This is a genomic window from Pantoea rwandensis (genome assembly GCF_000759475.1).
GTDB classification, from domain to species: domain Bacteria; phylum Pseudomonadota; class Gammaproteobacteria; order Enterobacterales; family Enterobacteriaceae; genus Pantoea; species Pantoea rwandensis_B.
In genome coordinates, this window is record NZ_CP009454.1 from 2,113,072 (window position 1) to 2,138,758 (window position 25,687).

At 55.8% G+C, this 25,687-nt stretch carries 23 protein-coding genes; 16 read left to right on the forward strand and 7 right to left on the reverse strand.

What is annotated here, in order from left to right:
- Positions 1 to 53 precede the first annotated feature (53 nt).
- On the reverse strand, positions 54 to 1,121 hold the full coding sequence (locus tag LH22_RS09625; RefSeq protein WP_038646063.1) for a LacI family DNA-binding transcriptional regulator: 1,068 nt from the start codon (positions 1,119 to 1,121) through the stop codon (positions 54 to 56).
- 99 nt (positions 1,122 to 1,220) lie between these two features.
- Between LH22_RS09625 and LH22_RS09630 the strand changes: the two genes are divergently transcribed.
- Entirely contained in the window at positions 1,221 to 1,988 is a 768-nt protein-coding gene (locus LH22_RS09630; protein ID WP_038646064.1) for a YdcF family protein, read from the forward strand.
- A 165-nt stretch (positions 1,989 to 2,153) separates the two neighbouring features.
- Here LH22_RS09630 and LH22_RS09635 read toward each other — a convergent pair whose 3' ends face one another.
- Complete coding sequence (locus LH22_RS09635) at positions 2,154 to 3,071, reverse strand: ketopantoate reductase family protein (protein WP_038646067.1); 918 nt, start codon at positions 3,069 to 3,071, stop codon at positions 2,154 to 2,156.
- Between the two features lie 213 nt (positions 3,072 to 3,284).
- Between LH22_RS09635 and fusA the strand changes: the two genes are divergently transcribed.
- From fusA to LH22_RS09675, 8 genes are all read left to right on the forward strand, one after another.
- A complete protein-coding gene (gene fusA, locus LH22_RS09640; protein ID WP_038646070.1) occupies positions 3,285 to 5,384 on the forward strand; it encodes an elongation factor G in 2,100 nt (699 codons plus the stop codon).
- 259 nt (positions 5,385 to 5,643) lie between these two features.
- A complete protein-coding gene (locus tag LH22_RS09645) occupies positions 5,644 to 7,257 on the forward strand; it encodes an ABC transporter substrate-binding protein (protein WP_038646072.1) in 1,614 nt (537 codons plus the stop codon).
- Positions 7,258 to 7,474: 217 nt separating this feature from the next.
- Positions 7,475 to 7,990 (forward strand): GNAT family N-acetyltransferase, encoded by a 516-nt coding sequence (locus LH22_RS09650; RefSeq protein ID WP_038646074.1) that lies wholly within the window; start codon positions 7,475 to 7,477, stop codon positions 7,988 to 7,990.
- Between the two features lie 29 nt (positions 7,991 to 8,019).
- A complete protein-coding gene (locus LH22_RS09655) occupies positions 8,020 to 9,633 on the forward strand; it encodes an ABC transporter substrate-binding protein (protein WP_038646075.1) in 1,614 nt (537 codons plus the stop codon).
- A gap of 13 nt (positions 9,634 to 9,646) precedes the next feature.
- Positions 9,647 to 10,639, forward strand: coding sequence for an ABC transporter permease (locus tag LH22_RS09660; protein ID WP_038646076.1), 993 nt, complete (start codon positions 9,647 to 9,649; stop codon positions 10,637 to 10,639).
- Positions 10,636 to 11,469, forward strand: coding sequence for an ABC transporter permease (locus tag LH22_RS09665; protein WP_038646077.1), 834 nt, complete (start codon positions 10,636 to 10,638; stop codon positions 11,467 to 11,469). The genes LH22_RS09660 and LH22_RS09665 overlap by 4 nt, the downstream gene beginning before the upstream one ends.
- Entirely contained in the window at positions 11,466 to 13,070 is a 1,605-nt protein-coding gene (locus LH22_RS09670) for a dipeptide ABC transporter ATP-binding protein (protein WP_038646079.1), read from the forward strand. Before LH22_RS09665 ends, LH22_RS09670 begins: the two co-directional genes overlap by 4 nt.
- 12 nt (positions 13,071 to 13,082) lie before the next feature.
- Positions 13,083 to 14,420: an LLM class flavin-dependent oxidoreductase gene (locus LH22_RS09675; protein WP_038646081.1), complete on the forward strand. Its 1,338-nt coding sequence runs from the start codon at positions 13,083 to 13,085 to the stop codon at positions 14,418 to 14,420.
- Positions 14,421 to 14,591: 171 nt separating this feature from the next.
- Here the strand turns inward: LH22_RS09675 and LH22_RS09680 are convergent, their stop codons facing one another.
- Together LH22_RS09680 and LH22_RS09685 are read right to left on the reverse strand one after the other, a co-directional pair.
- The gene (locus LH22_RS09680) at positions 14,592 to 15,377 is read right to left on the reverse strand and encodes a phosphate/phosphite/phosphonate ABC transporter substrate-binding protein (RefSeq protein WP_430905172.1); all 786 of its coding nucleotides are present in this window, start codon (positions 15,375 to 15,377) and stop codon (positions 14,592 to 14,594) included.
- Complete coding sequence (locus LH22_RS09685) at positions 15,274 to 16,323, reverse strand: fatty acid desaturase (protein WP_038646085.1); 1,050 nt, start codon at positions 16,321 to 16,323, stop codon at positions 15,274 to 15,276. Before LH22_RS09685 ends, LH22_RS09680 begins: the two co-directional genes overlap by 104 nt.
- A gap of 217 nt (positions 16,324 to 16,540) precedes the next feature.
- Here LH22_RS09685 and LH22_RS09690 point away from each other — a divergent pair, with 217 nt between their 5' ends.
- From LH22_RS09690 to LH22_RS09700, 3 genes are all read left to right on the forward strand, one after another.
- Positions 16,541 to 17,563: an LLM class flavin-dependent oxidoreductase gene (locus tag LH22_RS09690; RefSeq protein WP_038650005.1), complete on the forward strand. Its 1,023-nt coding sequence runs from the start codon at positions 16,541 to 16,543 to the stop codon at positions 17,561 to 17,563.
- A gap of 163 nt (positions 17,564 to 17,726) precedes the next feature.
- A complete protein-coding gene (locus LH22_RS09695; protein WP_034824653.1) occupies positions 17,727 to 17,915 on the forward strand; it encodes a type II toxin-antitoxin system HicA family toxin in 189 nt (62 codons plus the stop codon).
- A gap of 19 nt (positions 17,916 to 17,934) precedes the next feature.
- On the forward strand, positions 17,935 to 18,345 hold the full coding sequence (locus tag LH22_RS09700; protein WP_038646086.1) for a type II toxin-antitoxin system HicB family antitoxin: 411 nt from the start codon (positions 17,935 to 17,937) through the stop codon (positions 18,343 to 18,345).
- Positions 18,346 to 18,433: 88 nt separating this feature from the next.
- Here LH22_RS09700 and LH22_RS09705 read toward each other — a convergent pair whose 3' ends face one another.
- The 3 genes from LH22_RS09705 to LH22_RS09715 form a co-directional block, all read right to left on the reverse strand.
- Entirely contained in the window at positions 18,434 to 19,261 is an 828-nt protein-coding gene (locus LH22_RS09705) for a glycosyltransferase family 8 protein (protein ID WP_038646090.1), read from the reverse strand.
- Positions 19,262 to 19,281: 20 nt separating this feature from the next.
- Positions 19,282 to 20,664 carry a D-arabinono-1,4-lactone oxidase gene (locus LH22_RS09710; RefSeq protein ID WP_038646092.1) on the reverse strand — a complete coding sequence of 461 codons (1,383 nt, stop codon included), beginning with the start codon at positions 20,662 to 20,664 and terminating at the stop codon, positions 19,282 to 19,284.
- 73 nt (positions 20,665 to 20,737) lie between these two features.
- Positions 20,738 to 21,379: a TetR family transcriptional regulator gene (locus LH22_RS09715; RefSeq protein WP_038646094.1), complete on the reverse strand. Its 642-nt coding sequence runs from the start codon at positions 21,377 to 21,379 to the stop codon at positions 20,738 to 20,740.
- A 211-nt stretch (positions 21,380 to 21,590) separates the two neighbouring features.
- Here LH22_RS09715 and LH22_RS09720 point away from each other — a divergent pair, with 211 nt between their 5' ends.
- The 4 genes from LH22_RS09720 to LH22_RS09735 all read left to right on the forward strand — a co-directional run bounded on the left by LH22_RS09720 (position 21,591) and on the right by LH22_RS09735 (position 25,677).
- Positions 21,591 to 22,418 (forward strand): MetQ/NlpA family ABC transporter substrate-binding protein, encoded by an 828-nt coding sequence (locus tag LH22_RS09720; RefSeq protein WP_038646097.1) that lies wholly within the window; start codon positions 21,591 to 21,593, stop codon positions 22,416 to 22,418.
- Positions 22,419 to 22,427: 9 nt separating this feature from the next.
- Entirely contained in the window at positions 22,428 to 23,555 is a 1,128-nt protein-coding gene (locus LH22_RS09725; RefSeq protein WP_038646100.1) for a methionine ABC transporter ATP-binding protein, read from the forward strand.
- Positions 23,536 to 24,192, forward strand: a complete 657-nt coding sequence (locus LH22_RS09730) for a methionine ABC transporter permease (RefSeq protein ID WP_038646102.1) — start codon at positions 23,536 to 23,538, stop codon at positions 24,190 to 24,192. The genes LH22_RS09725 and LH22_RS09730 overlap by 20 nt, the downstream gene beginning before the upstream one ends.
- Positions 24,193 to 24,477: 285 nt before the next feature.
- Positions 24,478 to 25,677: a M20 family metallopeptidase gene (locus LH22_RS09735; RefSeq protein ID WP_038646103.1), complete on the forward strand. Its 1,200-nt coding sequence runs from the start codon at positions 24,478 to 24,480 to the stop codon at positions 25,675 to 25,677.
- The last annotated feature ends 10 nt before the right edge of the window (positions 25,678 to 25,687 follow it).

A 25,687-nucleotide genomic window follows, 5' to 3' on the forward strand; every position in this document is an offset into this window, starting at 1 on the left:
GCCACGCATTGCCTGCCGTGGCATGCGTATTAGCCTGTACTGCTTTAACCTGGTCAGGCTTTGGGTTTTAATTGTCGCGCTAATACCTGCAACTGAACGGCGATCTCCGCCATATCCACATCGCCTTGCGTCGGCGCAGCTGTTGTTTCGCGCAATACCAGCTCGGTTACCAGCGGCAGAGGCTGTACCGCTTCTCCGGCCAGTTCCGCCAACAAGCGGTCCACAGATACCGCCCCCAACTGCTGCAAATCCTGACGCACGGTGGTGAGCGGCGGCTGATACCACGCACTCTCGGCAGTGTCGTCATAACCAATAATCGACATCTCTCCAGGAATCTTCACGCCGTGTTGGTGCAGTGCACGCATCGCCCCAAGCGCCATCTGATCGTTCGCCACCAGCAGTGCCTGTGGCAGGCGATCCGGCAGCAACTGCAATAGCGCCTGATATCCGGATGCCGCGCTCCAGTCGCCATGCAGTACGCATATCGGCTGCAACTGGTGTGACGATAACGCCCGTTGCCATGCAGTGAAGCGCGCCCGCGCCGAAGCCGAACTTTCAGGCCCATTCAGCACGCCAATCTGCTGGTGGCCCAGCGCGATGAGATGCTCTACTGCCTGCTGCGCACCCGATTCACTCTGATACTGGCACTGGCTGACAGCAGCATGTTGTTCAACATCGAGAAACAGCACAGGCTTGCTGCCGCACTGCTGCTGCACCTGTGCCGCCTGTTCAGCATCGAGCGGCAGGTTGATGAGTAGCGCATCAACGCGCTGTGCCAGCAGTTCATTCACTGTGTCCTGGGCATTTCCGGCCGTATTCGCCATGGCGATAACCAGATGGTAACCCTGTGCGGCGGCACGTTCATGGATCGCAGAGGCAATCTGTGCCGGGGCCATCAATGCCAGATCGCTGGTTGCCAGCCCCAGCGTGCGCGTGGCTTTTCCTGCCAGCTGCTGTGCCACGCGGTTGGGCACATAGTTCAGCTGTTGCATCGCGGCTTCGACTTTGGCGCGCGTGCGTGGCGAAACCTGCACGGAATGGTTGAGCACACGGGAGACGGTCTGGTAGGAAACCCCCGCCAGTGCAGCGACATCATCGAGGGTAACGGAACGCGCAGTCATAAACTCTCCTGAATCTGATAGCGGCGAGTGTAGCAAATTTTTCTCTGCTGTCGCGGAGTTAAGCCGCTACACTGCCAGTGTTAATGCGAGGAGAACGCGATGCAGCTCAATAGCCAACAGATTCAGGATATCAATACGCTTGCGGCCTGGCTGGCGCTTGACCACATGCCGACAGATGGCACGCTCGAGGTTGATTTGGCAATTCTTGCCGGTCACGCGGTACTGCCCAACGTTGAAGGTGTGATTGCGCTGGCGAAGAAGTATCAGCTGCCTCTGCTGATCAGCGGCGGTATCGGTCATTCCATGGTGCTACTGGCGGAGATGATCGCTAATCATCCGCTTTATCGTCAGATTTCAACCCTAGGCAAAAGCGAAGCAGAGTTGCTGGGCGACATGGCGCGGGTGTTTGCCGCACTGCCGGACGATCAGCTGCTGCTGGAAACCGCCTCACGCAACTGTGGTGAGAATGCCGCCTTCAGCCAAAAACTGCTGGATGAGCAGAAGTGGCAGCCGCAGCATGTGCTGCTGGTGCAGGATCCACTGATGCAGCGACGCACCTGGGAAACCTTCCGCTACCAGTGGCGCGACCGCACCGATGCGCCTGAATTTATCAGCTGGCCGGTGTTTGTTCCGCAGGTCATGATGGATGCCGGTATGCTGCGCATTATCGGTGCGCCGCCGCAAGGATTGTGGTCGATGGAGCGTTTTCTCTCGCTGCTGATGGGTGAGATCCAGCGCCTGCGCGATGATGAAAACGGCTACGGTCCGCGCGGCAAAGGTTTCCTCGGGCATGTGGATATCCCGGATGAAGTTGAAGCAGGCTGGCAGCGCTTGATGCAACTCAAAGGCGTGCAGTCACGTTTTTGAACATCAGGCCACCACCCACAGTGGCCCAACAATCCCCGTAGGGTGTGCATGTTGTACGACGGATGTTAACCATCAGGTCACCAGCAACAGCGACCTTACAAACCGCGCAAAGGTGCGCTTTTATGCGCACCTGGCCCGAAAACCGCAGCGGTTAACGTGGCGCAACTATGCGCTGCGATGCTGTAAATACACCTGCAAATTCACATACACCGCATTCAACAACGGCGTCACCACGCCACTGCGTGCGCCTCGCACCAGCAGATCACCAATCACCTGATCCGCCTCAATCTCATAACCCTGGGTTAAATCGCGATACATTGAAGAGGTCATCGCCACCTGTGGATTATTCAGCGTCTCATAAATCTTTGCCGTGACCGCTGGCCGTTCCTGATAGCCGTCAGCAGCAATCACTGAAAGCACTTCAGTAAAAATCCCCTGCAATAAGGCTTCACCACCTTGAGACCGCAACACCTGCTGGGTATTACCCCGCGCGATGCAGCACACCGCCCCTAAGGTGCTTAGCAGCAGCCACTTCTCCCACAATTCGCTGATGATGTTGTCAGCAAAGACCGTATCGAATTGCGCGATGTTCAACGTCTCATCGACACGTTGCAGACGTGCATCATTGTGCCCATCGAGTGCACCGTAGTAGAGGGTATGCAGTGGCGTCATCTGCACCACTTCACCTTGTTCACCCAGCGTGGCGTTGATTTTGCACAGGCCGCCAATCACCTTGTCGCCAAAGCGCGCGCGCAGCGTATCGATATGCCGCATGCCGTTGAGGATCGGCATGATCAGGGTTTCTGGCCCGACGGCGGGTGCGATATCCGCGATAGCCTGATCGAGCCCGAAGCTTTTCACCGTCAGAATGATCAGATCAAACTGGCCTGTAAGCTTGCCGGTTTGCGCCAGCTGCGGCTGAATCACTTCTGTGCCGCCCGGAGTTTTTAGCACCAGGCCGTTTTGCTGCAGTTGCTGAAAACGGCGCTCGCGCACCAGAAAAGTCACATCACGTCCTGCTTGCGCCAGACGTGCACCGAAATACCCGCCGGTGGCTCCGGCGCCGACAACCAGAATGCGCATGGTTAGATTTCCCGTTGAGAGTGAGACCTTTACCATAAATCGCCTGGGATAAGCTTGCCAGCCCGTAAATGCTGAATCTATTGCAAGATTTTTTCGATGGCTAAAAAAGGCTCAAACTGTTCGTATTTACTCGTACAATAGGTCTATGCTGTTGCGCAGCGGCGGGCAATGGTGCCCGCCCACTTTTCCAGTCGAACAGACTAAGGACGCATCATGCCCCGACCCCTACCTATCGAACGTTATCGCAATATCGGCATCTCCGCGCACATCGATGCCGGCAAAACCACCACAACGGAGCGCATCCTGTTTTATACCGGAATGAGCCACAAGTTAGGTGAAGTGCACGATGGCGCGGCAACCACCGACTGGATGGCGCAGGAGCAGGAGCGTGGAATTACCATCACCTCTGCGGCGGTGAGTTGTTATTGGCCGGGAATGGATGGCAGCTTTACGCCGCACCGCATCAACATCATCGACACGCCCGGACACGTGGATTTCACCATCGAAGTGGAGCGATCCATGCGCGTGCTGGATGGCGCCGTCATGGTGTATGACGCTGTAGGTGGCGTGCAGCCGCAATCGGAAACCGTGTGGCGCCAGGCCAACAAGTATCATGTGCCGCGCATTGCTTTCGTTAACAAAATGGACCGCCAGGGCGCGGACTTCTTCCGCGTGGTACAGATGATGAAAGATCGTCTGCATGCCAACCCGGTGCCGATTGTGATTCCGATTGGTGCGGAAGAGCACTTCGCGGGCGTGGTCGATCTCAACAAGATGCGCGCCATCTATTGGGATGACGCCAGCCAGGGCATGACGTTCAGCTATGCGCCGATCCCTGATGAGTTGCAGGCGCTGGCCGCCGAATGGCGTGAGAATATGGTGGCCGCAGCGGCAGAAGCCAGTGAAGCGCTGATGGATCGCTATCTGGAGCAGGGTGATCTCAGCGAAGAAGAGGTCATCGCGGGGTTACGTCATCGCACTTTGATTGGCGAGATCCAGCCGATGCTGTGTGGTAGCGCGTTCAAAAATAAAGGTGTGCAGCGCATGCTTGATGCCGTGATTGAGCTGATGCCTTCACCGCTGGACGTGCCGCCGGTTTCCGGTGTGAACGAAAAAGGCGAACACGATGAACGCCATGCTGATGACGATGAACCGTTCTCGGCGCTGGCCTTCAAACTGATGAGCGATCCCTATGTGGGCCAACTGACCTTTGTCCGCGTCTATTCAGGCGTGCTGCGCAAAGGCGACAGCGTGTGGAATGCGGTGAAAGGGCGTAAGGAGCGCATCGGACGTATCGTGCAGATGCAGGCTAACGATCGCATCGAAATCGAGGAGATTCGTGCGGGTGATATCGCTGCCTGTGTCGGTTTGAAAGAGGTGACGACTGGCGAAACGCTGTGCGATCCCAATGCGGTGATCACGCTGGAACGCATGGAGTTCCCGGACCCGGTGATTTCTCTGTCGATTGAGCCGAAAACCAAGGCTGATCAGGAGAAAATGGGGCTGGCGTTGCAGCGTCTGGCCGCAGAAGATCCGTCATTCCGCCTGCACACCGATGAAGAGTCGGGCCAGACGATTATCTCCGGTATGGGTGAGTTGCATCTGGAGATCATCGTTGATCGCATGAAGCGTGAATTCGGTGTGGAAGCCAACATTGGTCGGCCACAGGTCACCTATCGCGAAACCATTCGTAAGACGGTTCGCGATGTGGAAGGCAAGTTTGTGCGTCAGTCGGGCGGTAAAGGACAGTATGGTCATGTAGTGCTGACGCTGGAGCCGCAGGCAGCAGGCGTCGGTTTTGCCTTTGAAGATGCCACCAAAGGCGGCGTAGTGCCACGCGAGTTCATTCCTTCGGTGGAGAAGGGGATCCGTGAAGCGCTGAATAGTGGCGTACTGGCGGGTTATCCGGTGGTAGACCTTAAAGCCACGCTGACCTTTGGTTCGTATCATGACGTCGACTCCTCGGAAATGGCGTTCCGCATGGCGGCGATTTTCGGTTTCAAAGCCGCTGCAAAACAGGCTGACCCGGTGATCCTTGAGCCGGTGATGCAGGTGGAAGTGGAGACGCCAGAAGAGTATGCCGGTGGTGTGATGGGCGATCTGTCCTCACGTCGCGGTACGCTGCAAGGCATGGACGAACGCTTTGGCGCTCGTATCATTCGTGCGGAAGTGCCGTTATCGGAGATGTTTGGCTACGCCACCACGCTGCGATCCATGTCGCAGGGCCGTGCCACTTACAGTATGGAGTTTGCGCATTACGCTGAAGCACCACGCAATGTGGCCGAGGAGATTATTGCGGCGCGTGCGGAGTAATTTTATCGGCGGCAGGGAAGCCGCCACTTAATGCCCTTTCAGATCATGACTCGTAAAGTACGCATGACAGCGCCGGATTGCAGATCGCCATAAATAGCGACCTTACGGTTTTATTTCCCGCCTTAAATGATTTCATCACAACCTTTGCCACTATTGTCGTTTTACATTTATTTATCCGGATTTTAATAATTTAGCGGAAATTAAAAACAGACCGAAATCGGACTGATTAAAAATAACACCTGCTATCACCAAGGATAATATGAAAATAAATGCAATTTCTCTGGCACTGGGCCTCAGTTTGCTCAGCGGCGCACCTCACGTTGTTGCCGCCGATAAACCGGTGACCGGTGGCAGTTTGACGGTGGGCGTAGAAACCGAACCCACCACTTTTAACCCGCAGCTGAACGGCCAGGACAAAGCCGAAATCACCCTGCGCAATTTCTGGGAATCGCTGTTGGCACGCCGTCCTGACGGCAGCTTTGTGCCCTGGTTGGCCGAAAGCTATCAGGTCAGCGAGGATAGCAAAACTTTCCGCTTTAACCTGCGCCGCGATGTCACCTTCTCCAACGGTGAAAAATTGGATGCAAACGCGGTGGCTGAAAACTTCCGTCAAACTCAGGTGGCGCAATACTGCGCCGGCACCAGTCTGTGCCTGATGGGATCGCACATCGACAAGATTGAAACGCCAGACGATCACACGCTGGTGATTACACTCAAAGAGGTCTATTCACCGTTCCTCTCTTTCGCAGCAGGGCTGCAGATCCTCTCTCCATCCAGCTGGAAATCATCGCAGTTGAAATCGGGCGGTCCAGAGATTGTGGGCACCGGGCCGTTTATTCTGCAAAGTTACGAGAAGGGTCAGCAGGTAACCTTCGTCAAGAACCCGAAATACCACTGGGCGCCAGCCACCGCTAAGCATCAGGGGCCAGCTTATCTTGACCGTGTGACCTATCGCTTCCTGCCAGAATCATCAGTGCGCACCGGCGCGTTGCTCTCTGGTCAGGTCGATGCCATTGAAGGCATTTCGGGTAACGATGCCGGTGAATTCAAAGACAACAGCGATTTCACCTACCAGCACGCGCTCAATACCGGTACGCCGTACTCGCTGTTCCTCAACGTCGAGTATGGTCCCACGCAGGATGTGAAAGTGCGTCAGGCACTGCTGCAGGGGCTGGAAATCGACCCGCTGCTGAAATCAGTGTATCGCGGTGAACGTACGCGCGCATGGGGCATTACTTCGCCAATTGATCCGCTGTATAACAATGAATTAGAAGGGAAATACGGCAATAACCCGGATGCTGCTAACAAGTTGCTGGATGAAGCGGGCTGGCAAACCCGTGACAGCGAAGGCTTCCGCACTAAAAATGGCGAACGCCTGCGCATTGAACTGATTCAGGCACAGGCCACGGTTCGTGACCAGCGTGACGTATTGTTGCAGGCGATTCAGGCTCAGGCGCGTCAACGTTTAGGCATCGATCTTAAACTCAACTACGTGGATTCCGGCACCTATGCGGACGTGCGCAAGAGCGGCAAATTCGGCACCATTGCTAACTCCAACACGCCGACCGATGGCGTAGATATTGAGAATCACTATCGGCCGATAGCCCAGGGGGGTGCGATTAACTACAGTCGCGTCAACGATGCCAGTATCAATACCTTGCTGGATAAGGCGGCCGCAACGCTGGACTTGCAACAGCGCCGTCAGTTCTACAGTGAACTGCAACAGCGAGCACTGCCGCAGCTAGCCTTAGCGGTTCCGCTTTACGAACCGGAAGATCAATTGGCCTCCGCCAGCTATGTGCACGGTTACGGGTTCCGCAGTTATAAACAGATGCCGGAAAGCGTTTACGATGTGTGGTTAAGCAAACACTGATCCATAAAACGATTTGTAGCGGCATGATTTATTGCGCGTGTATGAAAAGCAGCTTTATTGCTCATCGGCGCGCGATAAATTTTGCCGCTATGCTGCGTGCCGAATAAAATGAGGGTGTTATTTCCCATTATTAACAAATCGATTGCCACTATTCTCGTTTTACTTTAATTCCCCGGATTTCAATAATTCCCTGAAGATTAATTCAGGAAACTCGCAGATGAGCCAATCTATTCAGGTCGCAACTCCCGACGATGCCGAAGAAATATTTGCCCTGTTACAACGGGCGTACGCCTCGCTGGTGGCGCTGGATGTGCATTTCACCATCTCGCAGGGCAACGTGGAGCAAGTCCGTCGCGTCATTGAACAGGAAACCGTATTGGTGCTACGCAAATGGAAGCGGGCGGTGGCGACCGTGACGGTACGTTTTCCATGGCAGCAAGAGACGGATGCGCCTTCCTCATTGCCGTTTATCCACTGGTTTGCCGTGGACCCCGATTACAAGGGGCAGGGCTATGGCCGTGAAATCATCAGCTACGCCGAAGACACACTGCTGAAACAGACACTGAAAGCACCGGGTGTTTATCTGGCGACGGCCACCAAACATCCGTGGTTGAGCGAGCTTTATCTGCGTCGTGGCTATCAGCCTTTCTATCATCGTACCAATGCGTTGGGCGAAGCGCTGGTGTTCCTGAAAAAGGAATTCCACCCGCAGCCCATCGCCAATATTGCCTGATTTACCGGATTTAAAATAACAGGGACATTATGAAAGCGAATTCAATCACGCTCGCTCTGGGGCTGGCGTGCCTGCTGATCACCACGGCGACGTTGGCCGCAGAACAACCGCGCAGTGGCGGTTCACTCACCTATGGCGTGGAAACTGAACCGGCACCGTTAAACCCGCAGTTAAATGGGCAGTCAAAAGCGGAAGTCACGCTGCGTAATGTGTGGGAATCACTGCTGGCGCGACGCACCGATGGCAGTTTTGTGCCGTGGCTGGCGACAGGTTACGAAGTCAGCCCGGACGCGAAAACCTATCGATTCACGCTGCGTCGTGACGTCACTTTCTCGAACGGTGAGAAACTGAATAGCCGCGCGGTGGCGGAGAACTTCCGCCAGGTTCAGGATCCAAAATACTGCGCCGGAACCAGCATTTGCGCCCTGAGCGCACGCATTGCCAGCGTTGAGACACCCGATAACGACACCGTGGTGATCACCCTAAAAGAGGGTTATGCGCCATTCCTCTCGTTTGCCGCAAAGCTGCAGATTCTGGCTCCCGCTAGCTGGCACTCCCCACAGCTCAAAGCGGGCGGTAAAGATATCGCCGGGACCGGACCTTTTATCATCGAAAGCTACGAAAAGGGGCAGCAGCTAACACTGGTGCGCAATCCACACTACAACTGGGCTCCGGCGACGGCACATCACCAGGGTCCGGCATATCTGGAACGGGTGACGTACCGCTTCCTGCCAGAATCCTCGGTACGTACCGGCGCGTTGCTTTCCGGACAGTTGGATGTGATTGAAGGCATCTCGGGGAATGATGCCAGCGAGTTTAAAGACAGTGCGGATTTCACCTATCAGCACGCCCTCAACACCGGTACACCCTATTCGTTATTTCTCAACGTGGAGTATGGCCCTACGCAGGATGTGAAGGTGCGTCAGGCGCTGCTACAAGGGTTGGATATCGATCCGTTGCTGAAGTCGGTGTATCGCGGCGAACGTACCCGAGCGTGGGGCATCACCTCACCCGTGGACCCGCTCTACAACAACGATCTGGAAGGGCAGTACGGCAACAACCCGACGGCGGCCAATAAACTGCTCGATGAAGCGGGATGGCAAACCCGTGATAGTGACGGTTTCCGCACCAAAGCGGGTCAGCGCTTGAGCATTGAAGTAATTCAGGCGCAGGCCACGGTGCGCGATCAGCGTGATGTGTTGCTACAGGCGATTCAGGCACAGGCACGTCAACGTCTCGGTGTCGAAATCAAACTGCGTTATGTCGATTCCGGCACCTATGCCGAGGTGCGTAACAGCGGCCACTTCGGTTCTATCGCTAACTCTAATACCGAAACCGACGGTATCGACATTGAAAACCACTATCGCCCGGTCAATGCCGGCGGGGCGATCAACTACAGCCGGGTAAATAGTCCGGAAATCAATGGCTGGCTCGATCAGGCTGCCGCCACCCTGGATATCAACCAACGCCGCAAGTTCTACAGCCAGCTGCAGCACTATGCACTGGCGCAGCAGGCTTTGGCGATTCCGTTGTATGAACCGGAAGACCAGATTGCGGCAGCCCGCTATGTGCACGGTGCAGGTTTCCGCAGTTATAAGCAGATGCCGGAGAACGCTTACGACATCTGGCTAAGTGACCATTAATCAGGAGGCGAAGATGAGTCTGGAAAGCATCGTAACCCGCGCACCACGACCGCGTAAGCCGGCCCTCTGGCGCGGTGAACTGTCGCGCCGCATTATCGGCCGCTTGCTGGGAGGTGTGCTGGTGCTGTGGGCTGCCGTCTCACTGGCCTTCCTCGGTGTGCATTTAGCACCCGGTGATATCGTCAGCTTGCTGATTGGTGAGCAGGTACGCACCCCGGCGATTGAAGCGGCGATCCGAGCCGAATGGGGGCTGAACGAGCCGCTGTGGTGGCAGTATCTGCACTACCTGTGGCGAGTACTGCACGGCGATTTTGGCCGTTCCTACATGCTCAATACAGAAGTCAGCCATCTGCTGGCGACCCAGCTGTGGCCGACCATCAAGCTCACGCTGGCGGCACTGCTGGTGAGCATCATTTTCGCCGTGGCCGTTGCTGTGGGAACGGCACATCGCCGTATCGGGCGCCGTGTTGCCAACAGCGTTGAGCTATTACTGGCGTCCACACCTTCTTTCTGGATGGGCATCGTGTTGCTGTTTATTTTTAGCTTCACGCTGCGCTGGTTCCCGGTGGCTGGCGATCGATCGTTATCTTCGCTGGTGTTGCCGGCGCTGGCGCTGGGACTGGCACAAGGTGCGGTGGTTGCACAGCTGCTGCGACGTGAACTGGAACGCGCTTTGGATGCCCCGTTCACACTGACACTGCGCGCCTGGGGCGTGGGGGAAACCACCATACGTTTGCGCCATGCGCTGCGCCATGCTGCGTTACCCGCGGTGACCTTAACCGGCTGGCTGGTGGGGGGCTTGCTGAGCGGCGCGGTGATCACGGAACAGGTGTTTGGTCGCCCTGGCCTCGGCAAGCTGACCGTTGATGCCGTGTTAGCCAAAGACCTGCCCGTGGTGCTGGCGGTGGCGATTCTCTCGGCGCTGATCTACGTGGTGATGAGTACGCTGGTCGATATCCTGTCGTTGTGGATCGACCCGCGTCTGCGTGGGGAGAACAAATCATGATTGCCGCATTGCAAAGGCTACCCGCCACATTACCCAGCGCGGTCTGGCTGGCACTGCTTTACCTGGTATTACTCGCCATCGCGGTGATAGCACCAGGTGTGCTCACCCACAGCGATCCGCTGTTAGCCGATCCGGTCAATGCCCAGTTGCCACCTTCCGCCACACATTGGCTGGGCACCGATCAGCTTGGACGCGATCTGCTGACTCGCGTCATTTACGGTAGCCGCTATTCGCTGTTGATCAGCGTGGCCGCCATGGCCTTGGCTGTGGTGTTTGGCACCTTACTGGGTCTGCTTGCCGCGCTGGCGCGTGGTGTGATCGATGAGCTGTTAAGCCGTGCGGTGGACGTGATCTCCGCCTTTCCGGATCTGCTGCTGGCACTGATGCTAATCGCCTTTACCGGGCCAGGAACCAATAACCTGATCATTGCTTTAGGCGTGGCGTCGGTGCCGCGCTTTGCCCGCGTGGTGCGTGCACAAACCTATACGGTGATGACCTCTGGGTACGTCGAGCAGGCGCGTACATTTGGCTTGTCACGCTTCACTTTGATCACTCGCCATATTCTGCCACATGCCATCGCGCAGGTGCCGGCCTTAGCCACGTTGGGTCTCGGCACTGCCATTATCGGCACCGCCGGGTTGAGCTTTCTCGGCATGGGGCCGCAACCGCCGACGGCTGAATGGGGCTTGATGCTGGCGGAAGGGCGTAACTATCTGCGCAATGCCTGGTGGATTGCCGTATGGCCGGGGGTGTTTATCACCCTGACCGTGATTGCGGTGAATACGCTGGGCCGCTATTGGCAGGCCCGTTTTGAAGGGAGAAGCGCATGAGCCAGCCATTTATTGATATTCAAAATCTCAGCATTCGCTTTGGCCCACAGCAGGTGGTGAAAAATCTCAACCTACAGGTATGGCCAGGTGAATCGGTGGCGCTGGTAGGGGAATCTGGATCGGGTAAAACCCTGACCGCACGCAGTTTGCTTGGCCTGTTGCCCGAGGGGGCGGAGATCAGTGCAGACCGCTTCATGATTGATGGTCGCGATATGCGCAAGGCTAACCGCGCTGACTGGCGCGCACTGCGCGGTCGTCGCATCGGCTATGTATTGCAGGATGCGCTGGTTTCACTCGATCCGTTGCGCCGGATTGGACAACAGCTGAGCGATGCACTGAATGCCGCTGGGCATCGTGAAGGGATTGAGGAAAAGAGTCTGTCCCTGCTGAAAGCGGCAGGTATTCATGATGCCGAGAGTCGCCTGGCGCGCTATCCGCACCAACTCTCCGGTGGCCAGCGCCAGCGCGCGTTGATCGCCACGGCATTGGCGGGCAGTCCGATGCTCTTGATTGCAGACGAACCCACCACCGCGCTGGATATGACCGTGCAGCGCCAGATTTTGCAGCTGCTGGCACAACGCCGTCGCGAGGGTCATGGCCTGCTGCTGATCAGCCACGACCTGGCGGTGGTGGCTGAGCTGGCGGATCGTGTGCTGGTGATGCGCGATGGTGAAGTGGTGGAGCAGGGTGAGAGTGGCCCGCTGCTGCAGCGCCCGCAGCATGCCTGGACGCAACGCCTATTGCGCGCGGTGCCCACACCGGCCACCCGTGGGTTGCGCCTGAGTGCCGCAGAACCCACGCCGCTGCCGCCACGTCCACAGCCGGGTCATGCACCGTGGCTGCAGGGCATTAACCTGAATAAAGCCTATGGCGATCGGCAGGTGCTGAACAACATCAATTTCACACTGCATTCCGGGGAAACCTTGGGTGTGGTCGGAGAATCTGGATCGGGCAAAACTTCGTTAGTGAAAGTGGTGATGGGCTTAACCGAACCCGACAGTGGCACGCTGCAACTTGAAGGCGAACGCTGGGACCGCCTGCCAGAGAAAGCCCGTCGCGCACGTCGTGCTCGCTTACAACTGATCGCGCAGGACCCGTTCAGCTCTTTCGATCCACGCTACACGGTCGAGAAAATCATCGGTGAAAGTCTCGACAGCGTGGGGATTTATGGCGACGCACGGCGTCAGCGCGTGCGGCAACTGCTGGATGAAGTGCAGCTTGGCGATCGCTTCCTGCAACGCTATCCACAACAGCTGTCAGGTGGGCAACGGCAACGTGTGGCGATTGCCCGCGCCTTCGCCCCCAATCCGGCACTGTTAGTGGCGGATGAACCCGTCAGCGCATTGGATGTGTCGGTGCAGGCACAGGTGCTGGATCTGCTGGCAGAGATGCAGGCCGAGCATGGCACCGCACTGCTGTTTATCTCCCACGACCTTGGCGTGATCCAGCATCTGGCGGATCGCGTGCTGGTGATGCAAAACGGTCAAATCGTCGAGAGCGGGGCGCTAACGCAAGTCTTTGCCGCCCCACAGCATCCGTGGACACAAAAACTACTTCAGGCGCTGCCGGTCATCCCTGACTGGCAGCCCGCACACGTATAAGAGGAGCACGACATGAGTCAGACACAACGCCAGCTGCGGTTAGGCGCCATCATCCAGGGTGTATCCGGCAATATGTCCGCATGGCGCCATCCTGACGCGGTGGCGGATGCCAGCGTCAATGTGGATTACGTGCTGGATCTGGCACGTAAAGCCGAACAGGCAAAGATTGATTTCCTGTTCGTAGCTGATGGGCTGTACATCACCCCGCAGTCGATCCCGCATTTCCTTAACCGCTTTGAGCCAATAACGCTGCTCTCGGCGTTATCGCTGGTGACGAAAAACATCGGGTTAGTGGCGACACTTTCCACCTCGTATAGCGAGCCGTTTACCGTAGCACGTCAGTTTGCCAGCCTCGATCATCTCAGTCATGGGCGCACGGGCTGGAATGTGGTGACTTCCCCGCTGGAAGGTTCAGCGAAAAACTTCTCACGTGCCACCCATCCTGAGCACGATGAGCGCTACCGTGTGGCCAGCGAATATCTTCAGGTGGTGAAAGGGCTGTGGGACTCGTGGGAAGAAGGTGCTTTTGTGCGCGACAAAGCCAGCGGGCAGTTCTTTGACGCGAGCAAACTGCATACTCTGAATCACAAAGGTCAATACTTTGCGGTTCAGGGGCCGCTCAACGTCGGGCGCTCACCGCAGGGACGCCCAATCGTTTTTCAGGCAGGCGCTTCGGAAGCGGGGAAAGCTTTTGCAGCAGAAGCAGCGGATGCGATATACACCCGACAGGAGACGCTGGCGGAGGCACGCGAGTTTCGTGAAGACGTGCGCCGTCGTTTAGTGGCGCGTGGTCGTGGTGCCGACGATATCCGCGTGTTCCAGGGCATCAGTGTGATCATTGGTGCAACTGAAGCGGAAGCCGAGCAGCGCTACCAGCAAACCGCAGAACTGGTGACCATCGATAAAGCACTGGAGTATTTGGGCCGTTATTTTGAACACCATGACTTCAGCCAATATGCGTTGGATGAACCCTTCCCGGAGATTGGCGATCTCGGCGCAAACAGCTTCCGCAGCACCACCGATAAGATTAAGCAGAATGCGCGCGAGCGCGGTTTAACCTTGCGTCAGGCCGCGCTAGAGGAAGCCACTCCGCGTCCGAGTTTCCTCGGCACTGCACATCAGGTGGCAGACGGATTAGCGCAGTGGTTCCTTGCAGGGGCAACCGACGGCTTTATCGTACGCGGCGGCACACCGAATGCCTTTGATGATTTTGTTGAACAGGTGATCCCGCTGCTGCAGGCGCGCGGTATTTACCGCACCGAGTATGAAGGGGAAACCTTGCGTGCGAACCTGGGCTTAGCCGAGCCAGCAAACCAGTTTGCAGATCAGCGTCGTCAGCACGTGGCGTAAAACTCTGTTAAAGCGCCGCCAGCACGTGGCGTATTACTCTGTTAAAGCGCCGTCATCAAATGGCGTATTACTTTGTCAAAGCGCCGCAAAACCCGTAGCGGCGCGATTTATCGCGCATCATTTAACCGCAGAGCACCAGACAGACGACACATCTCGCCGCTAACCCTCCTATCACAACGCCGTCACACCGTATTCCGCTGCCTGATCTTCCCACGCTTGCACCTCATCGTAGAATGCGCGTTCTGGCACAGCAAAACCGCCGATCAGACTCTGTGCCAGCAACGGCTGATACTTCTTATCCTTGGTGAGTTCGGTCAGGGCGCTGCGCAAATGCTCAAGGGTGGCGGCATCTGTTTTCGCGGAGGTGATCAGTGGCAGGGCGGCGCACAGCGGGGTTTCGCCGATGATCTCTAACCCGGCCAATTCTTCAGGATGATGAGCACGCAGCAGTGCCCAGGTGATGCAATCGATCGCCGCAATATCCGCACGCTGTTCACGCAGCGCGGTCAAAGACTGACGATGACTGCCACTCAGCAGCGTCGTACTAAAGAACGTGCCAGCGCGAGCCAGTGGGGCGATCACATAGCGCAGTGAGTTATAGCCTGAGTGCGAATCCTCGCTGTTGCACACCGCGCGGCGACCGCGAAAATCACGCAAAGTGAGATTCTCATCCTCCTTACGCGCCACCAACCAACTGCGATAGCGTAATCCCTCGCAACCCTGTGCGCTGGATTGAAATGCCCCAACCAGTTGCACATCAGGCAGCAAAGCGACCAGCGGATAGCCGCAGGTCTGGCTCAACAGCACATTATCGTCGCGCCAGTGGGGTAAGAGATCGTTGTGCCACTCAACCTCAGCCAGCACGCCGCGTTGGGTCAACAGCGTCGTTAGCGCTGTGGTCAGGCCAAGCGTCGTCGGATGATGGATGTCGTACATTGGCAATGAAAGGATCGGCATGCTGTGCATCCTTGTGCGTTCCCGGGTGGGCGTTTACATCGACCGGTTTGCGCCAGAAGCGCAGCAACCACTCGCCATAACCGGCGACGCGGAAACCGTGATTGCGCTGATGGTAGCCGTCGCGATACAGCAAATAGACTTTGCGCAGGCCGTACCATGGCAAACCGGGCAGATCGTGATGTACAGAATGATAGTTGAGATTCAGAAATAGCAAACGCCACGGCCACGCGGCTTCGTTGTTAACGGAACGTGCCAGCGGGGCCTCTTCTGCGCGATGCTCGTAAAAGGAGCGTACTTTAGTCAGTGCCAGCGCTGGATAACTGACCGCAACCACAAACCATAGCGGCGACAATCCTTGCTGCTGCATCCAGTAAAAAAGCCCAGCGAGCAGCGTCAAATGAATCACCCACATTGAAACCGCGGCACGACCCCGCGCCAGCAGCATCATTTTCAGCGCAGCCACGATATCCAGCAACGGTGCTAACAGCAAACGACCGGGAAAGGTATTGCGCAGATGGATGACGCGCTGTTGCCACGGTTTGAGCTGCGCCCAGCGTTCCGGTGACAGGTAATAGGTTTCCGGGTCGTCATCCGGTTCGGTCAGAGTGTGATTACGGTGATGGGCCAGATGCGAATCACGATACAGCCCATAGGGGTACCACACCGCCAGCGGCAGGGTGCCGAACAACTGATTGAAGCGTGGCCAACGCGTAGGGTGGCCGTGGATCAATTCATGCTGGAGCGACATATACCAGGTGGTCAACACGATCAGCAGCAGGGTGGTGACGAACAGTCCCAGCGTTTGCCAAAAAATGACACAGGCAAACCAGCCGCTATAGACGGTCACGATTAACACCCAAGTGGGCAACTCGCTGCGCCACAGCCAGCTCCGCGCCAGTTGATGCACCACTGCGCGCTGCTGGGTGTTGATATAGTCGTTTGCCATGCGGATACCCTAAACCTGCAAAACCGGGGAAATTCTGCGCACGATGATTGATCACCGTGATAAACACAAAGACCCTGTTTTTATGACTTATGCAAAAAAGTTGATGAAGCGCGCGAAAACTATTGGCTATCAGTCACCTCTTGCGTGGCGTAACCTTTCTCCATCGAAACGTAATGCATCACGTGCGGGCCAGTGCGGCCCCCTGGAGAATTTCACTATGAAAAAGATTGGCTTCCTGTCCTTTGGTCACTGGACCCCGTCATCGCAGTCAGCGACCCGTTCCGCTCAGGATGTTTTACTGCAATCCATCGATTTAGCCGTGGCGGCGGAAGAGTTGGGCGCGGATGGCGCCTACTATCGCGTACACCACTTTGCGCGTCAGTTAAGCTCGCCTTTCCCACTGCTGGCGGCAGTCGGTGCCAAAACCAACCGCATTGAAATAGGTACTGGCGTAATCGATATGCGCTATGAGAACCCGCTGTATATGGCGGAAGATGCCGGTGCGGCAGATCTGATTTCTAACGGACGCTTGCAGCTGGGATTAAGCCGCGGCTCCCCGGAGCAGGTGATCGAAGGCTATCGTTACTTTGGTTTTAACCCGAAAGAGGGCGAAACTGATGCCGATATGGGACGTCGCCATACTGAGGAACTGCTGGAAGTGCTGCGCGGTGAAGGTTTTGCCAAACCGAATCCGCAGCCGATGTTCCCAAATCCGCCGGGCCTGCTGCGTCTGGAGCCGTTCTCAGAAGGCCTGCGTGAGCGTATCTGGTGGGGCTCCGGCTCAAACGCGACATCAGTTTGGGCAGCACAGCAGGGGATGAATCTGCAAAGCTCCACACTGAAGGATGATGAAACCGGCGAACCGTTCCACATCCAGCAGGCGAAACAGATTCGCGCTTACCGTGAAGCCTGGAAAGCAGCTGGGCACCAACGTGAACCGCGTGTTTCAGTGAGCCGCAGTATCTTTGCGCTGACCAACGATATCGACCGTGCTTACTTTGGTCGCAGTGGCCAGGATCAAGACTCTGTGGGCTTCCTTGATGAGAAAACCCGTGCCATCTTCGGTCGCAGCTATGCAGCAGAGCCAGAGCAGTTGATTAAACAGCTGGCACAGGACGAAGGGATTGCCGAAGCCGATACGCTGTTGCTCACTATCCCGAACCAGTTGGGTGTCGATTACTGTGCGCATGTGATGGAAAGCATCCTGACCCATGTGGCACCTGAGCTGGGCTGGCGTTAAACCTTAAAAGGCGCACTTTTTGAAGTGTGCCTTTTCTTAACCATCACCTTAATCAGTATATCAATCTAACTTAAATTAAAAGATAACTCTGGCAACCCCGAGCATTGCAATTTAGGGTTATTGGAGTTATCTTTCTGCTTTCAGGACGAAGCAGAGAATGGACATGGATAGCAGGTCATTAATGGCTGAGATCAAGGCCGATGGTTGGGAGCTGATTCGGATTAACGGTAGCCATCATCATTTTGTGCATCCTACCAAGAAAGGTCTGGTAACGATTCCGCACCCCAAAAAAGATCTGCCGATTAAGACGGTAAAAAGCATCCGTAAACAGGCCGGGCTTGCAGTTCATTAAACTGAGAGAGGTATTCCTTATGTTCTATCCGATTGCGATTGAAGCGGGTGATGAAAGCACGGCGTTTGGTGTCACGGTTCATGATTTACCTGGCTGCTTTTCAGCCGGAGATACGCTGGAAGAAGCGGTAAAAAACGCGAGAGAAGCCATTATTGGTCATCTGGAATTGATGGTTGAGTTGGAGCAGGATATTCCCGCGGTTTCAGAGTTAAAAAGCGTGATGAAAAATCCCGCCTATACAGGTTATGTTTGGGTGTTGGTAGAAGTAGATGTCACACGCATTTTAGGTGGTTCAGAGAAGATTAATGTCACTCTGCCGAAGTTGTTAATTGACCGGATTGACCGTTGTGTCGCTACCCATCCGGAATTTAAAACCCGTTCAGGTTTTCTGGCTCAGGTGGCACTAGAACGAATTGCCAAAACTCGCTAGTAAACTGTTGGCAAATAAGGGCCTCCGCAATATTGCAGAGGCCCGTATTTGTGAGCCGCATGCCTCAGGCGTTTCTGAGGCGATAATGTTAATTGACCCCTAACTCCCACCACAGCTTATCCAGCGCATAGTAGCGGTCGCGTTCGCTTTCGGGCTGGTTGAGATCGCGCTTCCACGGCTTAGCCAAAATAAAGTGCAGATTCTTCACTTCATCCTCTTTCCACATCACGCTGTGCTGGAACGGCAGCGTTTTCAACGCGTTGTAGATATATGGCAGCGGCAGCCAGCGATGCTCAAACACTTCATTGAGCAAATCCTGTTCAGAGAACGGATAGCGGCGTAAATCCGTGATGGCCGCAACTTTTTGCTGTAGCCAGTTAAACACCTCTTCATTCGGTTCAAGCACCAAAAAGCCGCCATTCAGATAACGGTCAAGGCTAGCCGGTGCCGGCTCACCGCGATCCTGCCACGTATAGTGACAGTTCTCCGGTTGCCAGCTGGCAGGATAACTGGCGATCTTGTTGGGATTGCAGCGGCAGGCATGGCAGGCGGCCAAAGCGTGATCGCCCAGATCCAGCGTAAACAGCTCATCCATATTACGCAGCACCAGCATATCCGCGTCGAGAAACACCACGCGCTCGCAGCCGGTCAGTTCCCAGGCCCGCAGCTTGCTCCACACTTCGCCGAATTGAGCAGAAGCGTAGTGCTGCTCCAGGTCGGCGCTGGGCATCAACGGCTCAACCGGGTGAATCACACATCCTAATTCCTGTAAGGCTTCACGCGTTTCGATATCAATTGCATCGGTGACCATGACAATTAACGGCCATTTCGTTTCGCTGCGTTTTAGCGATCGGTGCAGCACTTTTACGCCGATAAAATAGTCCGGCTGCGTCAGCAGTGTTACCCAGGCGTACATAAATTCTCCCCCGTCAAAATTCAATCAAATAAAGCCGTGACATAGTCATTGCTAAAACGACACTGCGGATCGAGCTGTTCACGCACCGCGCGGAAGGCATCCCACTGTGGATAAATCTCCCGCCAGCCGTAGCGCTGTGGATCGTAATATTTGCCCCAGTGCGGTCGCCCACCTTCTGCGGCCAGCAATTTCTCCACTTCGGTGAGGAAGTGCAGGCCTTCCTGGGACAGCGAACCGTCATCGGCGTAATAGACCACGAAGCCAAAGAAACAGGTCGGCTGCTGATAAGCCGGGCTGAGCCAGGCTTCGGACGCGCCGGTGCAGCGCAGGATAATGGGGTAGTGCATGTGCGGATGATTCTCCGCATACCAGGCTTTGATTTTGCTGATAATCTCCGGGGTTCTGTCCAGCGGCACGCCAATTTCAACATTGATTTGCGGCACGGCAATACCGCGACAAAACAGCTGGTAGATATCGCCGCTCAGGTCGGTGAAATCGCGAAAACGCGTTACCGTACGGAACTGTTTGCCGCCTTTACCTTCGATCTGCGTATCACGATGCATGTGCGCCAGCGTCTGATCGATGGTGTCATTCAGACTGCTGTCGGTATCCTCGCCATGCTCGATCACCTCGCCGCCATTGGCGTGCCACGCCTGAACATCTGCTTCACTGGCGGGGTTGGCATTCCAGACGTGCATCAGGTTGTCATCCACAAACCACCAGGCTTTGCTCAGCTCATATTGTTGATTCCAGCGCGGCAGATCCTGCTCCAGGGTATCGGCAGACACCGCGAATTTATGGCAGGTAAACAGGCGAAATGGCTGGGTACGCAGCGTTATGGCGGTCACAATCCCCAGCGATCCCAGAGACGTCTGTGCAGCAGGAAAATCTGCTTCACCCCGATGAAATTCTCGCACGCGGCCATCAGCCATCACCATGCGGATGCTTATCACTTCATCCGCCAGTGAACTCTGGTCCAGTCCCTGGCCGTGGGTGCCCGTTGCTATCGCGCCCGCCAGCGTCTGCACGGATATCACGCCAGGCGAACAGCCTAACATGCGATTGCGTGCGGTGAGTGCGTCGAACACCTGCTGCAGCAGCGTGCCTGCCGCGAAAGTGATGCTATCGTCATCCTCTCCCAATACGCCTCGCATGGCGCTAAGATCGAGTAACAGATCGTCGCCATTCACACACAGCATGCGGCCGGGTGACAAACGGCTGCCGATGACGCGCACTTTGCCTTTTGACGAACTCAGCAGCTGTTGCAGTTCGGCTTCATTTTGTGGCTGATGGACTTGCTCACGCTGGCCCACCACGGTGTTTTGCGCCCAGTTCCACAGGGCACTGTCGTGCTCGGTATTTTGCGGGTTGCGGAGGGGATAAAGGAGGGAATCTCTATTCACTACGGCGTTCCTTATGCTGAGGTCTGTGACGGTCCCAAACTTTAAGCGTAGACCATCACAGCACTGCTCAGTTTTAAGGCGCCTTGCAGATGTAGCGCAGCGTTGCGGTCACGGCCAGTTGGCGGTTACGACGGATGCTGTCCTCTTCCGTATCTTCAGGGGTGAACAGGAAGTGGAAGGTGTAACGGTTGGCGACGTGGTGCACACAGATACTGCTTAGCAAGCGGTGTACATCCACGGTATTCAGGCCATCAATGAAGATGCCTTGCTGCTGACCGCGCGTCAGAATGTCATCCAGCAGATCCAGCGTACTTTTGTTCAACGCTTTAATGCGCTCGGACTGCACAATGTAGCGTCCGCGCAACAAGTTTTCCGTACACACCAGGCGCATAAAATCCTGATGAGTGGCGTGATAATCGAAGCTGGCTTCGACCAGTTTAATCATCGCCTGCTCGGGCTCCATCTTTGCCAGATTCAGCCCGGTTTCATGTTCGCGAATCGCCTGATACACCTGCTCCAGCACCTCAATATACAGCTTCTCTTTATTGACGAAGTGGTACACCACCATGCGTTTGGTGGTTTGCGCATGTTCAGCGATCTGATCAAGGCGTGCACCCTGCATGCCAAACTCGGCGAAGGTCTTTAGGGCACCGGCAAGGATGCGTTTTTTTAGCCCTTCCGGGTCATTTTTACGTTTCGTTGTAGTGTCCGACATAGCGCTCAATACAGGTCAATCAAAACGGCATGGTATCACAGCCACCCTCTCACTTGTGGCGATGCGAGCGGCTGCGCGTCTTTATTCTTTTCAGGAATAGCATTCCCGAATAAATCATAATGCAGGAATAAGCATCTGCGTATACTGCGGCTAACTGTTCATCACAACAGTCGATTTTACCTGACGCAATAATAACGATTAGGAAATAACTATGCACACACGCCTGGCCTCTGCCAAAAATAAATTTTTGTTAACCGCTGGCGCTTTGCTGCTGGCTAGCACTACCTTAGCACCGCTGTCACTGGCGCACGCCGCCGATAAAACCTCAGTGAAAGTCGGCATCATGAGCGGAGAAGATGAAGACGTTTGGCGCGAGGTGAGCAAACAAGCCGCTGCTAAAGGATTAACGGTGAAAACCGTGATTTTTAACGATTACAACCAGCCAAATGAGGCACTGCAAAACGGTGAAGTCGACGCCAATGCCTTCCAGCATCAGCCGTTCCTCAACAACCAAATCAAAGTGAATCATTATGATATCGTGCGCGTGGGCGATACCGCTGTATGGCCGATTGGCCTTTACTCGAAGAAAGTGAAGAAGGCGGCTGAGCTGAAAGACGGTGCCGTAATTGGCGTGCCAAACGATCCCTCCAATGAAGCGCGTGGTTTAGTGCTGCTGGAACAGCAAGGCCTAATCAAGCTGAAACCGGGCGTCGGTATTGCCGCCACCACCGCGGATATCACCGCCAATCCACATCACCTGCAAATCAAAGAACTCGACTCGGGCATTATTGGCCGTTCAGTACCGGATCTGGACGCAGCAGTGGTGAACACCGACTGGGCATTGAAAAGCGGCTTGACGGCTGACGACCGCATTGCGCAAGAACCGGTGAAGGACAATCCTTACAACAACTTTATCGCCGTAAAGAAAGAGAACGTGGGCGCGCCTTGGGTGAAAACCCTGGTGTCCTCGTATCAGAACGAGGCTGTTAAGACCGTGTTTGACAAGGTCTACAAGGGCACTGGCGAAACGGCCTGGTAAGGATTAAGCATGACGATTTTCTCAGGAGCCGAAGCACCCTTTAGCACGTTGACGCGTGGCGTGGTAGAGAATGCACAAGACCGTGAACGCTTTGCTCGCGAAAGCGGCAGTGTGGTGCGCTTACAGGGTGTTTCACGTCGCTTTGGTGAAACCCAGGCGCTGCGCGATATTTCACTGACGGTGCAGAAGGGTGAAATTCTCGGCCTGATCGGCCGCAGTGGTGCGGGCAAATCGACGTTGATTCGCTGTTTGAATGGACTCGAACAACCTGACGAAGGCGTCATTGAAATCGAAGGCCGGAAAATTACCGGCCTGTCGGAAAAACAGCTGCAATCGGTGCGCAGCCGCGTCGGTATGGTGTTCCAGCACTTCAATCTGCTGTCGGCGAAAACCGTGGCGCAGAATGTGGCGCTGCCGCTGAAAATAGCCGGTCTGGATAAGGTGCAGCGTGCACAGCGCGTGACGGAGCTGCTGGAACTGGTCGGTCTGGCGGATAAGGCGCATCACTATCCGGCGGCGCTGTCGGGCGGACAGAAACAGCGTGTCGGCATTGCCCGCGCACTGGCGGCAAGCCCGGCGCTGCTGCTGTGTGATGAAGCGACCTCTGCGCTCGATCCTGAAACCACCCGTTCCATTCTTGCCTTGCTTAAATCGCTTAATCAAAAACTGGGCATCACTATTCTGCTGATCACTCACGAAATGGAAGTCATCAAGTCGGTGGCACACCGCGTGGCGGTGATTGATGCGGGTGAGATCATTGAGCAGGGCCCGGTGTGGCAGGTGTTCGCCCATCCCCAATCCGAACTGACACGCACCTTGTTGCGGGGTTTGCTGCCGCAACTGCCAGATGCGCTGGCCGCACGGATTAGCGAGCAGAAGCAGGGGGAAGCCATCTACAGCGTGCACTTCGCTGGCGAAGACGCGCAGGGCGATTTGTTGACACGATTCGCGGCGGCGTTGCCCGGCAAGTTCCGCTTATTACAGGGCGGCATCGACCATATTCAGCACTACGCCGTGGTGCGTTTCTTTATCGCGCTTCCGGTCGCCAACGTGGCCGATGAGCTACAGATTCTCAGCTGGCTGCGCGGGCAGCAGGCACAAGTGGAGTTAGTCGGTTATGTCGCCAGTGATGATTGATTTATTGCTCAACGCGTTGGGCGAAACGTTATTAATGACGCTGATTTCAGGGGTGTTTTCGCTGGTGGCCGGCTTACCGTTGGGGTTGATTCTGGTGATAACCAGTGCGGGCGGCATTGCGGAACATCGCGGCATTAACCGGGTGCTGGGGCTGGTGATCAACGGTTTTCGCTCACTGCCGTTCATTATTTTGCTGGTGGCGCTGATACCGTTTACCCGTTTTCTGGTCGGCACGTCACTGGGGACCTGGGCGGCGATTGTTCCGCTGTCGATCACCGCAACGCCCTATTTTGCTCGCGTGGCAGAGGTCTCGCTGCGTGATGTGGATCGCGGTCTGATTGATGCGGTACGTGCGATGGGTGCCAGCAAGCTACGTATCGTCTGGGATGTCCTGATTCCTGAAGCGCTGCCTGGCATACTCTCGGGGTTTGTGGTGACGCTGGTGGCATTGATCGGCGCATCAGCGATGGCCGGGGCGATTGGCGCGGGCGGATTAGGGGATTTGGCGATTCGTTATGGTTATCAGCGCTTTGAAACTTCTGTGATGATTGCGGTGATCGCCGTGTTGATTGTGTTGGTGTGCGGCATTCAGTGGGTTGGCGATCGACTGGTGCAGTACATCGATAAGCGACACTAGTTTTCGCGCGATACATTGCCTGGCTACCGATGTTTAGGCGCTGCGAATCGTAGCTGATGTCCAGCACGCTAAGCATTTTCACGGTGCAGCCTTCAGGCCGCCCAATTCGGGCGTGCCAGGACACGCCGTTGCGAAATAACTGTAACGGCGCAAATTATTACGTATTTTTGTCACAAATCAGTTGTGCCTTTTCCCGCAATCCTTATCACTATTTCTTGATAAACATCAGCAGGTAACGCGCTTAGAGTGAGGGCATTCGATTGCCTTGATTCAGGAGACTTCGTTATGCCGCTGAACACCCTTCAGCTCACGCTGGAAACCCATATCGAACAGCACAACGCCGCGTATATTGCAGTGGCGAAATCGATCTTTGCTAAGCCGGAAACCGGTAACAACGAATACTTTGCCAGTGAGCAGTTGACGCGATTGCTTACTGAGCAGGGCTTTAAAGTGACGCGCAACGTTGCGGGTCATGAGACCGCGTTCTACGCGGTGAAAGCCAGCAGTAAGCCGGGACCAACCGTTGCCTTCCTGGCAGAATACGATGCGCTGATCGGCATCGGCCATGCCTGCGGACACAACCTGATCGGCACCACCAGCGTCGCGGCAGCTATTACGCTGTCTCAGGTGCTGGAACAAACCGGCGGTCGTGTCGTGGTGTTAGGGACGCCAGCGGAAGAGGGCGGGCTGGCGGGTCCCGGCGGACCCAAAGGCAATGTGAAGAAGCGTTTTGTCGAAGCCGGGCTACTCGATGACGTCGATGTGGCGCTGATGGTGCATCCCTCAGGTAAAACGCGCCTCACCGAATCGACGCTGGCGAACAATCATCTCTACTTCCACTTCTATGGCAAACCTTCGCACGCAGCCGGTGCGCCGCATGAAGGTATTAATGCGCTGGATGCGCTGGTGCTGCTGTACAACGGCATCAGTGTTTTGCGCCAGCAGTTGCCGGATGGCGTACGCGTGCACGGAATTATCACTAATGGCGGCCAGGCACCGAACGTCATTCCGGAATACGCTTCGGCGCACTACTACATTCGTGCCGATAGCCGCGAGGTGGTGGAGTCCCTTGAACCTAAGCTAAGAGCGATCGCAGAAGGGGTGGCGCTGGCGACGGGAGCTCGCGTAGAGATAGACCATCAAATTGGTCCGCGTGATTTCAAACTCAATCCCGCACTGGATGCCTTGTTGCTGCAGGAGTTTCGTGCGGCGGGTGAGCAGGTCGATCTCTCGCCGCAGCGCAATAAAGTCTCAACCGATGCCGGGGACATCAGCCATGCGGTGCCCACGGCGCACCCCTGGCTGAAAATCGGCCCGGATGATCTGATTTTTCATACCGTGCCGTTCCGTGAAGCTGCCAACTCGGAACGCGGCTATCAGGCGTTGCTGATTGGCGCTCGCGTGCTGGCACGCACCGGGTTACGTCTGCTGATTGATGCAGACGCACTTCAGGCCGTTCAGGCCGATTTCATCCGCCAGGCCTAAAGGAGATTAG

What these genes read in the sequence shown, in the direction of transcription:
- LH22_RS09715 (WP_038646094.1), bottom strand. Translation starts at nt 21,379, where the DNA reads ATGTCGGACACTACAACGAAACGTAAAAATGACCCGGAAGGGCTAAAA.
- LH22_RS09730 (WP_038646102.1), top strand. Translation starts at nt 23,536, where the DNA reads ATGTCGCCAGTGATGATTGATTTATTGCTCAACGCGTTGGGCGAAACG.
- LH22_RS09630 (WP_038646064.1), top strand. Translation starts at nt 1,221, where the DNA reads ATGCAGCTCAATAGCCAACAGATTCAGGATATCAATACGCTTGCGGCC.
- LH22_RS09635 (WP_038646067.1), bottom strand. Translation starts at nt 3,071, where the DNA reads ATGCGCATTCTGGTTGTCGGCGCCGGAGCCACCGGCGGGTATTTCGGT.
- LH22_RS09695 (WP_034824653.1), top strand. Translation starts at nt 17,727, where the DNA reads ATGGATAGCAGGTCATTAATGGCTGAGATCAAGGCCGATGGTTGGGAG.
- LH22_RS09735 (WP_038646103.1), top strand. Translation starts at nt 24,478, where the DNA reads ATGCCGCTGAACACCCTTCAGCTCACGCTGGAAACCCATATCGAACAG.
- LH22_RS09665 (WP_038646077.1), top strand. Translation starts at nt 10,636, where the DNA reads ATGATTGCCGCATTGCAAAGGCTACCCGCCACATTACCCAGCGCGGTC.
- LH22_RS09680 (WP_430905172.1), bottom strand. Translation starts at nt 15,377, where the DNA reads ATGCCGATCCTTTCATTGCCAATGTACGACATCCATCATCCGACGACG.
- LH22_RS09700 (WP_038646086.1), top strand. Translation starts at nt 17,935, where the DNA reads ATGTTCTATCCGATTGCGATTGAAGCGGGTGATGAAAGCACGGCGTTT.
- LH22_RS09705 (WP_038646090.1), bottom strand. Translation starts at nt 19,261, where the DNA reads ATGTACGCCTGGGTAACACTGCTGACGCAGCCGGACTATTTTATCGGC.
- LH22_RS09685 (WP_038646085.1), bottom strand. Translation starts at nt 16,323, where the DNA reads ATGGCAAACGACTATATCAACACCCAGCAGCGCGCAGTGGTGCATCAA.
- LH22_RS09690 (WP_038650005.1), top strand. Translation starts at nt 16,541, where the DNA reads ATGAAAAAGATTGGCTTCCTGTCCTTTGGTCACTGGACCCCGTCATCG.
- LH22_RS09675 (WP_038646081.1), top strand. Translation starts at nt 13,083, where the DNA reads ATGAGTCAGACACAACGCCAGCTGCGGTTAGGCGCCATCATCCAGGGT.
- LH22_RS09645 (WP_038646072.1), top strand. Translation starts at nt 5,644, where the DNA reads ATGAAAATAAATGCAATTTCTCTGGCACTGGGCCTCAGTTTGCTCAGC.
- LH22_RS09720 (WP_038646097.1), top strand. Translation starts at nt 21,591, where the DNA reads ATGCACACACGCCTGGCCTCTGCCAAAAATAAATTTTTGTTAACCGCT.
- LH22_RS09725 (WP_038646100.1), top strand. Translation starts at nt 22,428, where the DNA reads ATGACGATTTTCTCAGGAGCCGAAGCACCCTTTAGCACGTTGACGCGT.
- LH22_RS09655 (WP_038646075.1), top strand. Translation starts at nt 8,020, where the DNA reads ATGAAAGCGAATTCAATCACGCTCGCTCTGGGGCTGGCGTGCCTGCTG.
- fusA (WP_038646070.1), top strand. Translation starts at nt 3,285, where the DNA reads ATGCCCCGACCCCTACCTATCGAACGTTATCGCAATATCGGCATCTCC.
- LH22_RS09670 (WP_038646079.1), top strand. Translation starts at nt 11,466, where the DNA reads ATGAGCCAGCCATTTATTGATATTCAAAATCTCAGCATTCGCTTTGGC.
- LH22_RS09660 (WP_038646076.1), top strand. Translation starts at nt 9,647, where the DNA reads ATGAGTCTGGAAAGCATCGTAACCCGCGCACCACGACCGCGTAAGCCG.
- LH22_RS09650 (WP_038646074.1), top strand. Translation starts at nt 7,475, where the DNA reads ATGAGCCAATCTATTCAGGTCGCAACTCCCGACGATGCCGAAGAAATA.
- LH22_RS09625 (WP_038646063.1), bottom strand. Translation starts at nt 1,121, where the DNA reads ATGACTGCGCGTTCCGTTACCCTCGATGATGTCGCTGCACTGGCGGGG.